The following is a 12599-nucleotide window of genomic DNA, read 5'->3' on the forward strand; positions in this document are numbered from 1 at the left end:
CGGACGGACACCTTTAAGTTGGCTGGTTTGCCTAATTTCCATCTGCCTGTAACATTGGTATCAACTCGCCAGTCAAACAGGCATACAACCACCACATGGCCTTATCTATAACCAACCTTAGCAAGCAATATAACCATCAAAAAACCGCTTTAAGTAGCTTTACTATCAATATTAATAAGGGGATACTGGGTTTGCTTGGGCCAAATGGCGCGGGCAAATCCACTTTAATGAAACTCATCGCCACCATCAGCAAACCTACTACAGGCACACTGCTTTTAGATGGTACCGATATTGTGCAGCATCCGGATGCTATCCGCAAGGTATTGGGCTACCTGCCGCAGGATTTTGGCGTGTACCCCAACCTTAACGCTTACGAATTTTTAGAATACATTGCCGCCATGAAAGGCGTTGGCGGTAAAGGCCTGCGCAAGCGTATCGACATATTGCTGGAGGGTGTTAACCTTACGGCAGATGCCAAAAGACCTATCGGCACCTACTCGGGTGGCATGAAACAGCGCATAGGCATTGCCCAGGCCCTGCTTAACGACCCTAAAGTGCTAATTTTTGACGAACCAACCGTTGGCCTCGACCCAGAAGAGCGCATGCGGTTCAGGCAGCTAATCGCCGATCTGGCGCAGGATTGTGTCATCATCTTGTCGTCGCACATTGTATCAGATATCGAAACCATTGCCGATGAGGTTGCCATTATGCAGGGCGGCAAACTGATTACCAAAGGCTATCAACAGGATATTATTAAACAAGCCGACGGCCGCATTTTTGAAACGTTTTTAGATAACGCCGCCCTTACCGAATTTAAAGGCCGCTACAAAGTAATAGACACCGCCCGCCAAAACGACCGGATCAAAACGCGCTACATTAGCACACAGGCAGCTGCAGCGCCGTCATCCGCACCAATCAAGGCCACTTTAGAGGATGCTTACTTGTTTTTAACCCAAAACAACGCTTAAGCATATGCCATACATTTACAATATTATTAAGGCAGATTATTTGCAGCGTACCCGCAGCTACTCGTTTTTAATAACGCTGGCCATTACGGTTTATGCCGCCTATTCGTTTGTACCGCCGGATACGGCCAATTATACCACCTTAAGTGCATCCGGGTACCGGGGCGTTTACAATTCGGCATGGGTTGGGTATGTATTCGCCATCATGACGACCGTAATGCTATCCTTCTGCGGCTTTCTGCTGGTTAACAGCGGCATTAAAAAAGATATCGATACCGAAGTAGGGCTAATTATCGCTACCACCCCTATCAGTAATTTTAAGTACCTTTTATGTAAACAGCTAAGCAATTACCTGGTGCTAATAACCATTGCGGGCTGCACGTTTTCGGTAAGCCTGGTACTGTTTTTTATCCGCGGGGAGGGGCACCCGTTTATCATCTCTGACTTTATTTTGCCCTACCTGTTTTTTGCCGTACCTGCATTATTTATGGTGGCAGCGCTGGCTGTAGTGGCCGAGGTTTTTTTGGGCAAGCGCAGCATCTTGCAATACATCATTTACTTTTTTTTGTTTGGAATTGCGATGTCCGCCATCACCCAAAGCGGCAAAAATACTACCGGCGCTTTTGATCCATTCGGCTTAAGTCTGGTCACTAAAAGCATTACCGCACAAATCAATACGCAGTTTCACGAAAGTGTTAAAAATGTATCCTTCGGCTTTATTTTTAACGGGCACCGTAAATATAAACCCTTTGTATGGGCTGGCATCAGCTGGTCGGCGGTATTTGTGTTTAGTCGTGTGTTGTGGATGGCGTTTGGTTTAGGGCTTGTATATTGCGCCTCCCTGTTTTTTCATAGGTTCGATTTTAAACAGGCATCCGCTAAAAAGAAAACCAAACCGGCAAAGCAACCTACAGAAGCCAATAAACTAACCATTAACCCCGCAGGTATCACCCGCGAGGCCATGCCACCGCTGGTTTTCAACTACGGCATTTCCCCATTCATCAAAACCGAATTACTGCTATTGGTAAGGCAGGGCAACAAATGGCTGTGGCTGCTAAATGCAGGGCTATGGGTAGCTATGTTTATAGCGCCTTTAACCATCGCTTACAGCTACCTGCTACCCATACTGCTATTTTTACAGGTAACCCGCTGGAGCGATTTGGTGACCAAAGAAAAAAACAACCGGGTGCATTACTTCGCCTACGCATCCTACAAACCACTGTTAAGAATGCTACCCGCGCAGATCTTAGCCGGGGTAACTTTGGCACTTGCGTTGGCGCTGCCGGTGATAATGCGCAACGCTTTGCTATTAAATGGTGCTGCCATTTTAAACATCATAAACGGCTGTGTGCTTATTGTGTTATTAGCAGCAACGCTTGGCATATTAAGCGGTGGTAAAAAGCTTTTCGAAGTGGTGTTTTTTATGTTAACCTATGCCGTTATCAATAAATTAGATATTACAGATTACCTGGGCAGCATGCCACACAGCAGCGTATATTTAGTTGTGGTGTTATCTATCAATACAGCGCTTTTAGGTGCAGGCTTTATGGTAAGGAACTACCAGGTAAAGCATTTGTAAAAGCAAGGCTGGTTGGGTAACCCTTATAGGGCAAAATGGCATATATGATATAAGGCTACAAAGCGGCAGTTCCTACGGAACATTTGCAGCTGTCCGCTTTGTGTCCGCACTATTTCTTATCTGAAAACGGACGGACGGCACTAACTATGGCCATATCTAAATTTATTATACCTTTCTCTCAATAACCTAAGCACATGCCAGACATTATTATAACCAGCCCTTTTAACAAAGTAAGTTTTATAAACAACCATAAAAAGCTTTGGGCTAACGCCAATAAGAAGGTACTAAAAAGCTATTTAAAAAAATTTGCTATTGTTATCCTGCTTGTTTGCATTTTTACTGATAAAGAACAAGGATTTCCCTTTGCTATAGCGCTTACAAGTGGTTTCTGCTTTTATATATTGATGAAATGGTGGGAGCTTTTGAAAGGCGGTACAATTATTTCAAGCTGATAAAAAAGCAGGCCCAGGCGTATGATCAAATGAATATGATTTGCACCTGCGTACTATATGACGATTGGTTTGAGTACACCGATAATGAAAAAAGTTTTAAATTTCAGTGGTATTTACTAAAGTCCTACCAGCATACCGGCGATACGGTAATTATAGGTTTTAACACCGGCATATACTTCCCTTTTAATAATGAAGGAATAGATAACGATACATTTATAAAAGCCTGTGATTTTTTAAAGGTCAAAGCAGAAATAAATATCAAAACCGTATAGTACAAATTCTGTCTGCTCTTTGTCCAAATTGTCCGTAATCAAACAGGTCGTTCAACCTTTACTGAGACGAAATTATTTTAATTGTAGCAGGTTTTTTACGCTTGCCTTTAAATCGTCAAAGCCTAAATGTCTACTTTTGGGTACATAAATACCCCGTATGGTTATACTAAAGGTGTTTTATCTGAGTTTTTATAAAACAGCCCATTTTACCTAAGAATATTACCTTTTTTCGCAGTTTCATGTATAAAATTAACCTGTAAGGCACGGCTATTGCCTTACATTAATTGGACTATTTAATTTAATTATGAGACAGTTTTTTTCAGACTCGCTACACCTCTTCGTTATATTTATGATGGTGGTGTTTATCATTGGAGCGATATTGGCCCTTACCGGTAACTTTGACCATTGGACAGAACGCTATCGATTAAAACGCAGGCGCCGCCGTTTAATACGCGATAAAAGCCAGAAACAACCAATGGGCGATATAGATAGACACAAAACGCCTTATTACTCTACCAAGCCAGAAAAAGAAACTACCAGCGGTAAAGGTAAATACGCTTAAAAGTATCTAAATAGTAAGAGCCCTGCACACGCGGGGCTTTTTTTATACCCAATATTTACCTGGTAATTACTTAGCCTTTGTGATGATATTGATATATTTAGAAAAAATAAGATAGCCATGAAAAAATTGCTTTTTATAACTTGTATAATTACCCTTGCTTTTTCGGCAAATGCGCAAAACCTTACGAAACCCGTAACTACAGCCGTAAAGCCTGCAGATACCACCAAAAAGGCAGAGCCCAACTTATATAACCCTGCTGCGGACGCTAAAGCGGATATTGCCGCGGCCGTTAAAAAAGCAAATGCCGAACATAAGAACGTATTGCTGCAACTTGGCGGCAACTGGTGCATTTGGTGCCTAAGGTTTAACGACCTGGTGACCAAAGACGCTGAGCTTAATAAATACATGAATGATAATTATGTAGTGCTGCACGTAAATTATAGCAAAGAGAACATGAACGAAAAGGTATTGGCCGATTTGGGCTATCCGCAGCGTTTTGGTTTCCCGGTGTTTGTAGTGCTTGACGCTAAAGGCACACGCCTGCATACCCAAAACTCGGACTACCTGGAGGAAGGTAAAGGCCATAGCAAAACTAAAGTAATGAGATTTTTTGAGAACTGGTCGCCAAAGGCGTTAGATCCGAAGAGTTATGAGGAGAAAGCGAAGTAGTGATTGGTTAATCAAGCGTCATTGCTGCGAGGTACGAAGCAATAACGGTTATAAATAAAAAGAGGGTTACGCTTACGCATAACCCTCTTTTTATATTCCGTCTTCGGACTTTCTGACCTCCGACTTCCGGACTTACTCAATAACGCTTACTTTAAGCATATTGGTTTTGCCTTGTTTAATAATTGGCACTGCGGCGGTGTTGATAACCACATCACCTGCGTTAAGCAATTGCTCGGCTTTAAGGATGTTGTTTACATCGGCAATAGTTTCGTCTGTACTGTCAGATTTGTCGTAGTAGAACGCACGTACGCCCCAAACAAGACTAAGCGCGTTAAGCAACTGCTTATTTGATGTAAAAATGTAAGTACCTGCTTTGGGGCGGTAGCTTGAGATCTCGAAAGCGGTGTAGCCGCTAACCGTCATGGATACGATACCCTCTGCTTTGGTATGCTCTGCCAAATAAACTGCCGAACCGCAAAGCGCGTCGCTCAGGTAATTCGCAGATGTTGAATCTGTATTTTCTATTTTAGAAGCGTTGAACGGATAACCAAGGTCTTCCACGTTACGAACGATCTTAGCCATTGTTTCGATAACAATAACCGGGAACTCACCAACAGATGTTTCACCGCTTAGCATCACCGCATCGGCACCATCAAGTACCGAGTTGGCCACGTCATTAACCTCGGCACGTGTTGGGCGCGGGGTTGTGATCATAGACTCCAGCATCTGCGTAGCAACAATAACCGGTTTTGATGCATCGCGGCATTTACGGGCGATCATTTTTTGCAGCAAAGGCACTTCTTCAAGCGGGCACTCCACGCCAAGGTCACCACGGGCAATCATCACACCATCGCTAGCGGCGATGATCTCGTCGATGTTTTCGATAGCCTCAGGTTTTTCAACCTTGGCAATTACACGTGCTGCTTTACCACTTTCGCGGATGATGCGTTTAAGGTCGATAATATCCTGCCCGGTACGTACGAAAGAAAGGCCAACCCAATCTACATCCCATTGCAGGGCGTATTGCAGGTTCACCAAATCATCCGGCGTTAAGCTTGGGATTGATACTTTTGTATTTGGCAGATTTACACCTTTACGTGATGTTAAGATACCACCGTGTACAACCTCGCAAATTACGGTGTCTTTACGGTTGGTCTCAATAACTTTCAGCTGCAGTTTACCATCATCTAATAAAATGATCTCGTTTGCCTGCACATCCTGCGGGAAGGTTTCGTAAGTAATGTAGATCTGGTTATCGTCACCAATACATTCGTTGGTAGTGATGTTGATACGGGTACCATTAATCAGGTGGATACCGCCGTCTTTAACCAAACCAATACGAATTTTAGGACCCTGCAAATCGGCAAGGATACCTACGTTGGTTTTATATTCGTCGTTTATCTCGCGGATAAGGTCAATAAATTTCTTGTGGTCTTCGGGTTTACCGTGCGAAAAATTCAATCGGCACACATTTAAACCGGCGCGGATCATTGATAATAACACTTCTTTTTTTGAGCAGGCCGGGCCCATTGTGGCAACAATCTTAGTACGATTATAGTAAAATTTCATATTTTCAAGTTAAATTCAGGCTATATTACTGTGTTGTGTATAGATTACACATCTAAATTTCCGCTAAAATAATAGATTTTCGCGTGATTTTATTTTTTTCGGGTCAATCTTTACCGCCGCAACAATTTCAGGGATCTTATTCAGGCACGAAAGTACGTTTTCAAGGTCGTCATCATCAATATAATTTTTGATCATTATAAAATAATCAGCCTCGCGCATTTCGGGCACCAAATAACCTTCACTCCCCTTATTTCCAATAAAATAGAAATCGGTTTCGGTACTTTCCCAGCTAAAGTGGAACATCGAGAACAGCAGCGGTGCACCGTTAACATTGGTATCCAGCGATAGATCGACTACCCGGGTAAAATTAAAATTTAAACATTTGTTTATATGGTGGCAAATGCGGTAATCTTTTAAAGATGTGGTAACCGCTATAAGCACAAAATCCAGATCGATCTCAAACTTTAAAACTTTCCTGTTCAAAACCATTTACATTTTAAGATGGTAAAAATACAAAACGCAAGCACTTACCATAAATTTTTGTTGATACATTTTTAAATTAAGGATTGCCGGTTTAAACCACCCTTCATTTGCATCAACTGTATACTATATAATGGCGCGGCAAGTTTAAATTTTTTTTCTGCAAGGCAGATGATAAGCTAAGCCATTTTTAAAGAAAAATTAAGCACCGTTGGGCTTTCAAAGGCCTGCATTTTAAAAATTTTTGCTAATTACCGGCCATTTGTCTAACTAATTAATTACCTAATAATTAGGCAGATACATTCACTAAATGCAACTTTATCACTATTAATTGGAAATAGATATTAAACTTTAATAGTTCTACTCAAAATCATTACTTTTACGCCGGTTAAAAACGCAAGTCCAAATCTTTTGTCACAATTAATTATTCAATTAATATTGTCAAAGTTTTTAGGTTTGATATTTAACATAATTTATTTTTCTTTGCACTGAATTTATTAATCATTAAACTATAAAGACTATGTCTGATATCGCTTCAAGAGTAAAAGCAATTATCGTGGAAAAACTGGGTGTTGACGAAAGTGAAGTTACACCAGAAGCAAGCTTCACCAACGATCTTGGTGCTGACTCTTTAGACACCGTGGAATTGATCATGGAGTTTGAAAAAGAATTTAACGTTGCAATCCCTGACGATCAGGCCGAAACTATCGGTACTGTTGGCCAGGCTGTTGCTTACTTAGAAAAAAACGTTAAAGCTTAATTTAGAGCTCCCTAAAACTGTTCAATGGAGTTTAAAAGAGTTGTAGTGACCGGGCTTGGAGCGCTTACTCCAATTGGTAACACTGTTCCCGAATATTGGAACAGCCTTATTAATGGGGTAAGCGGCGCTGCCTTTATTAAGAGTTTTGATGTTGAAAAATTCAAAACCAAATTTGCCTGTGAAGTTAAAGGGTTTGACGCGGAAGGTTTTTTGGGCCGTAAAGAGGCTCGTAAGCTAGATCCGTTCGTGCAATACGCTTTATTTTCTACGGAGGAAGCAGTTAAAGATGCCGGCGTTGACTTCGATAAACTGGATACCAGCCGCATTGGTGTTATTTGGGGATCCGGCATCGGTGGTTTAAAAACGTTTTTAGATGAGGTTGTAAACTTTGCCAAAGGCGATGGTACACCCAAGTTTAACCCGTTCTTTATCCCTAAAATGATTGCCGACATTGCACCGGGCCATATATCTATTAAATATGGTTTACGCGGGCCAAACTTTACCACAGTTTCCGCATGTGCATCATCAAACAACTCGCTTATTGATGCCTTTAATTACCTGCGCCTGGGAAAAGCAAACATGTTTATTACAGGTGGGTCTGAAGCTATTATCAACGAAGCAGGCATTGGTGGTTTTAACGCTATGCATGCCCTAAGTACCCGTAACGACGACCCTACAACAGCATCGCGCCCGTTTGACTTGGACCGTGATGGTTTTGTGGCCGGCGAAGGCGCGGGAACCATAATTTTGGAAGAATTGGAGCACGCCCTTAAACGCGGCGCTAAAATTTATGCCGAAATGGTTGGCGGTGGCATGAGTGCCGATGCTTACCATATGACTGCGCCACACCCGGATGGGTTAGGTGCATCACTTGTAATGAAAGCTGCGTTGGAAGATGCCGGTTTGCAACCGTCAGATATCGACTATGTAAACGTACACGGTACATCAACCCCAATTGGCGATCCGCAAGAAGTAAAAGCGATTACTGATGCTTTTGGCGACCATATTTATAATATCAATATCAGTTCAACAAAATCAATGACGGGCCATTTACTTGGTGCTGCCGGCGCTGTTGAAGCAATTGCCTCTATCCTGGCGTTACAGCATGGTATTGTACCGCCAACCATCAATCACTTTACTGACGACCCGGCCTTTGACCCTAAAATTAACTTTACATTTAACACCGCCCAAAAACGCGAGATAAACATTGTACAAAGCAATGGCTTTGGTTTTGGCGGCCACAATGCTTCAGTTATATTTAAAAAATACCAGCAATAATTTCGCCTGGATGCCAATAAGCCGCTTTTATAAGCTATACCTTTCGCCAAATAGAAAATACGTTAAGGTTTTAAAAAATTTGCTCGGTTTTGTACCGGGCAATTTGTCGTTATACAAGTTGGCATTTCGCCACAAGTCGGTAGCGCAAAACATCCGCAAGGGCGTAAAAAATAGTAACGAACGTTTAGAGTTTTTGGGCGATGCCGTTTTAGGCAGCGTAGTGGCCGAAGTGCTTTTTAAACTATACCCATACGAAGACGAAGGCTTTTTAACCGAACTGCGTTCGAAAATTGTAAGCCGCAACAACCTTAACCAGCTTGCCCGCAAGCTGGGTTTTGACAAACTGATAGAGTTTGATACCAAGATCTTAAACTCGGGCAGGCAGGGCTCCCTTTTAGGCGATGCCTTTGAAGCCCTGATAGGCGCCGTTTACCTGGATAAAGGGTATGATTTTACCCGTAACTTTTTGGTAAACCACATCATCAAATCGCACATCGACATCCACACGCTGGAGCAAACCGAAACAAACTTCAAGAGTAAACTTATAGAATGGTGCCAACGCCACGGTAAAGACATCAGCTTTGATGTAATAGAGAATCAGGAAGGCGAAAGCGCCAAACTCTTCACCGTACAAGCCAGTGTAGATGGCGAGATCATGGGATCGGGCAAAGAGTTTAGCAAGAAAAATGCTGAAAAATTAGCTGCGGAGAAAGCGTGTGCGTCGTTGGGGATATAGTTTTATTTCGATTTTTTGATTTCGGATTTAGAACAACTCGCCAATTAACTTAATCAACCACTCACCGTCCTTAATACAACTTCTGCAAACTATCCCTGCCACCACTTTTCTTAAAGTATTCGTATTGTGCCTTTATTTTTTTGATCAGGTCATAATCGCCCCATATTTTCAGGTCTTCAAACGACGGGCGGTAATATTCCATAAACTTGCGCACTGTAGTGCTATCGTTATCAGTTAAACCGGTTGCTCGCATAACAAGCGGCTTATTATAGCGACGATCGACTTCGGTTGCTTCCAATTCGCGTTTGCTAAACGCGGCGAAACGTTTTGCACGGCCGGGTGTTTTACCAAATAGTTCATATAACCCGGTAATAGGCGATGTTAACATTGATAATACCGGTGGGCTACCGTTGTAAAAAGTCCCCTTTTTACGGTAATCGCCCATAATATCGTTAAGCTCCTGCTTTTTGGTTTGGCCCTGTATGCGCACTTCGTTTAGCTGCATTTCGGGCTGCAGGTAAACTACCATACCATAGCTTGTAGCCTGTTGCCTTTGGGGTGTGTAACCGCTTTTGGTAAATAACAACGTATCGCCAACAGCAGCTTCAATACTAAAGCCACCCAGCCCGTCGCAATAAACAGCTTTGCTGCTTTTTAGGTTGGTGATGTAAACCGCATTAAGCCTGTTTGAAGAGATGCGCTTATAAATAGCCCCCTTTATAGTAACCTGTTGTGCCGAAGCAAGGATGACAAAGCAAAACAGATTTATTGTACAGGCAATTAAAAACTTCAAGGGCATATTTATTTAACGCAACAAATTTATAAAATGTATAGCTGCCAAAGTGTGAAAAAGTGTTAAAGTTGGTGGTTATGTTAGTGTCCCGATAGTTATCGGGAGGAGATTTGTTAAATGCAGCGCAAACTCGCATCTCATATCTTACATCTATAATCTAAAAATATTATCTTTGCACATGATAAAATCCATGACAGGGTATGGAATTGCCAGCTATGACTCCGGCAAAACAAAATATACCGTTGAGATAAAATCCCTGAACAGTAAATTTCTTGAACTTTCCCTGCGTTTACCTAAGATCTTCTCCGAAAAAGAGTTCCAGTTACGTAACGATTGCAGCAAGCAAATAGACCGCGGTAAGGTTAACCTTTCTATCAATGTAGAGCAGGCAACCTCAAACGTTAAAGCAGCCGGCATCGACCGCGAGTTACTTAAACATTACTACAACCAGCTAAAAAGCGTAAGCGACGAACTTAACGAACAAGGTGGCAACCTATTGCAACTTGCCCTTGGTTTACCCGAGGTAGTTAAGTACGAAGAAGATACCGTATCTGAAGATGAATGGAAACTGGTTGAAAAAACCTTTCAGCAGGCTATGGCTAATTTCCAGAAGTTTAGGAGCGATGAGGGTAATGTATTGGAGGCTGATGTTAAAATGCGCATCGGGATTATCCTGAAAAATTTGGAGCTTGTTGAGGTTGAAGAGCCAAAACGTGTGCCAGCCATCCGCGAACGCCTGAACCAATTTTTGAGTGAGGCCGTAGGTGCCGAAAACATCGACAAAAACCGTTTTGAGCAGGAACTGATCTATTACATAGATAAGCTTGACATTACCGAAGAAAAAACCCGTCTTAAAGCACATTGCGACTACTTTATCGAGACCTTAAAAAACGCGGATGCCAATGGTAAAAAACTTGGTTTCATCTCGCAGGAGATCGGCCGCGAAATAAACACCCTGGGCTCAAAAGCTAACGACGCCAACATGCAGAAATTGGTTGTAGGTATGAAAGAAGAGCTTGAAAAAATCAAAGAACAATTATTAAACGTGTTGTAAGACGTTGAAAAGTTTAAATGTTGAAAAGTTGGAATGTTAAACTCCAAAGCTTGCAATATTTAAACCTTAAAACCTTTCAACTTTCCAACGATAATGAAAGAAGGTAAACTCATCATATTTTCGGCCCCTTCGGGTGCAGGTAAAACAACCATTGTGCACCACCTGCTTGGCCAGATCCCCGATCTGGAGTTTTCCATTTCGGCAACTACCCGGCCTGCCCGTGGCGATGAAGAGCATGGTAAGGATTACTATTTTATTAGCCTGCCCGAGTTTACCCACCGCATTGCCAAAAAACAATTTGTAGAGTTTGAAGAAGTATATACCGGGACGTTTTATGGTACTTTACGAACGGAAATAGAGCGCATTTGGGCAAAAGGCAAAACCGTTATTTTTGATATAGATGTTGAGGGTGGTATGCATTTAAAACGCAAATATAAAGAACAGGCTTTGGCTATTTTCGTTCAACCGCCATCGTTACAGGTTTTAAAAGAACGCCTTGCCGGCCGGGGTACCGATAGCAACGAAAAACTACAGGAACGCTTCGCAAAAGCAGAAAAAGAGCTTAATTACGCCCCCCAGTTTGATATTATCCTAAAAAATTACGATCTTGAAACGGCTTGCAAAGAGGCAAAGGAATTAGTAACCACATTTATTGGTTCATAGTAAATGGTTTATTGTTCATAGCCGTTTTACTTTTCGTTTTTATAGCCACCCGAAGTTAATTATACATAATAAACAGCCTGTTTAATATGATTTATGAACTATTAACCATGAACAAGCATGAAAATTGGTTTACTATTCGGTTCCTTTAATCCAATACATATTGGGCATTTGATTATTGCCAACTACATGGCAAACCATACCGCACTCGATAAGGTGTGGCTGGTGGTATCACCCCAAAACCCACTAAAAAAATATGGCGACCTGATCAATACCTACGACCGTCTGGAAATGGCCAAACTGGCTACCGATAACGCTACCAACATAGCTGTAAGTGATGTAGAACTAAAGCTCCCACAGCCATCATATACCATTGATACCCTTACCCATCTAAAAGAAAAATATCCCGAGCACGAGTTTGCCCTTATCATGGGATCAGACAACCTGGTTACCCTGCATAAGTGGAAAAACTATAAGTTGATATTGCGCGATTATAAGATTTTTGTTTATCCACGCCCTGGTTATGAAAACGCAGAGCTGGCGTCGCATCCGGCAGTAACCATCACTATGACACCGCAGATGGAGCTATCTGCAACGTTCATTCGAAAATCTATCGCTGAAAAAAAGAACATACAATATTTTGTGCCCGATGCGGTTTTAAAGTTTATACAGGATAAAAGTTTGTACAGGGTTTAATTTTTTCTCCGCGCGTCATTACCAGGTACGAAACAATGACGGGCTATGGTTAAATTCCTTTCGCCTTTCCGCTC

Annotated in this window: 14 protein-coding genes; 11 read left to right on the forward strand and 3 right to left on the reverse strand. The window is 42.0% G+C overall.

The window, feature by feature from the left end:
* Positions 1–95 precede the first annotated feature (95 nt).
* From NAF17_RS16905 to NAF17_RS16925, 5 genes are all read left to right on the forward strand, one after another.
* Entirely contained in the window at positions 96–968 is an 873-nt protein-coding gene (locus NAF17_RS16905) for an ABC transporter ATP-binding protein (RefSeq protein ID WP_252759202.1), read from the forward strand.
* 4 nt (positions 969–972) lie between these two features.
* A complete protein-coding gene (locus NAF17_RS16910) occupies positions 973–2544 on the forward strand; it encodes a hypothetical protein (RefSeq protein ID WP_252759203.1) in 1572 nt (523 codons plus the stop codon).
* 409 nt (positions 2545–2953) lie between these two features.
* Positions 2954–3268, forward strand: a complete 315-nt coding sequence (locus tag NAF17_RS16915; RefSeq protein WP_252759204.1) for a hypothetical protein — start codon at positions 2954–2956, stop codon at positions 3266–3268.
* Between the two features lie 304 nt (positions 3269–3572).
* Positions 3573–3830 (forward strand): hypothetical protein, encoded by a 258-nt coding sequence (locus NAF17_RS16920; protein WP_252759205.1) that lies wholly within the window; start codon positions 3573–3575, stop codon positions 3828–3830.
* A 117-nt stretch (positions 3831–3947) separates the two neighbouring features.
* On the forward strand, positions 3948–4499 hold the full coding sequence (locus tag NAF17_RS16925) for a thioredoxin family protein (protein ID WP_252759206.1): 552 nt from the start codon (positions 3948–3950) through the stop codon (positions 4497–4499).
* Positions 4500–4631: 132 nt separating this feature from the next.
* Here the strand turns inward: NAF17_RS16925 and pyk are convergent, their stop codons facing one another.
* Complete coding sequence (gene pyk, locus NAF17_RS16930; protein WP_252759207.1) at positions 4632–6068, reverse strand: pyruvate kinase; 1437 nt, start codon at positions 6066–6068, stop codon at positions 4632–4634.
* 63 nt (positions 6069–6131) lie between these two features.
* Positions 6132–6551, reverse strand: a complete 420-nt coding sequence (locus NAF17_RS16935; protein WP_252759208.1) for an IPExxxVDY family protein — start codon at positions 6549–6551, stop codon at positions 6132–6134.
* Positions 6552–7068: 517 nt separating this feature from the next.
* Between NAF17_RS16935 and NAF17_RS16940 the strand changes: the two genes are divergently transcribed.
* Genes NAF17_RS16940 through rnc form a run of 3 tightly spaced genes read left to right on the forward strand, consistent with a single transcriptional unit; the run spans position 7069 to position 9322 of the window.
* Complete coding sequence (locus tag NAF17_RS16940) at positions 7069–7308, forward strand: acyl carrier protein (RefSeq protein WP_067058906.1); 240 nt, start codon at positions 7069–7071, stop codon at positions 7306–7308.
* A 24-nt stretch (positions 7309–7332) separates the two neighbouring features.
* Positions 7333–8586 (forward strand): beta-ketoacyl-ACP synthase II, encoded by a 1254-nt coding sequence (gene fabF / locus NAF17_RS16945; RefSeq protein ID WP_252759209.1) that lies wholly within the window; start codon positions 7333–7335, stop codon positions 8584–8586.
* A 10-nt stretch (positions 8587–8596) separates the two neighbouring features.
* A complete protein-coding gene (gene rnc, locus NAF17_RS16950; protein ID WP_252759210.1) occupies positions 8597–9322 on the forward strand; it encodes a ribonuclease III in 726 nt (241 codons plus the stop codon).
* Positions 9323–9392: 70 nt separating this feature from the next.
* Here rnc and NAF17_RS16955 read toward each other — a convergent pair whose 3' ends face one another.
* Positions 9393–10115, reverse strand: coding sequence for a hypothetical protein (locus tag NAF17_RS16955; protein WP_252759211.1), 723 nt, complete (start codon positions 10113–10115; stop codon positions 9393–9395).
* Between the two features lie 178 nt (positions 10116–10293).
* On the opposite strand from NAF17_RS16955, the gene NAF17_RS16960 reads away from it, so the two are divergent.
* From NAF17_RS16960 to nadD, 3 genes are all read left to right on the forward strand, one after another.
* Entirely contained in the window at positions 10294–11169 is an 876-nt protein-coding gene (locus NAF17_RS16960) for a YicC/YloC family endoribonuclease (protein ID WP_252759212.1), read from the forward strand.
* Between the two features lie 93 nt (positions 11170–11262).
* Positions 11263–11832 carry a guanylate kinase gene (gene gmk, locus NAF17_RS16965; protein ID WP_252759213.1) on the forward strand — a complete coding sequence of 190 codons (570 nt, stop codon included), beginning with the start codon at positions 11263–11265 and terminating at the stop codon, positions 11830–11832.
* A 117-nt stretch (positions 11833–11949) separates the two neighbouring features.
* A complete protein-coding gene (gene nadD, locus NAF17_RS16970) occupies positions 11950–12525 on the forward strand; it encodes a nicotinate (nicotinamide) nucleotide adenylyltransferase (RefSeq protein ID WP_252759214.1) in 576 nt (191 codons plus the stop codon).
* Positions 12526–12599: the final 74 nt, after the last annotated feature.

This window comes from Mucilaginibacter aurantiaciroseus, assembly GCF_024055595.1.
Classification (GTDB): Bacteria; Bacteroidota; Bacteroidia; order Sphingobacteriales; family Sphingobacteriaceae; genus Mucilaginibacter; species Mucilaginibacter aurantiaciroseus.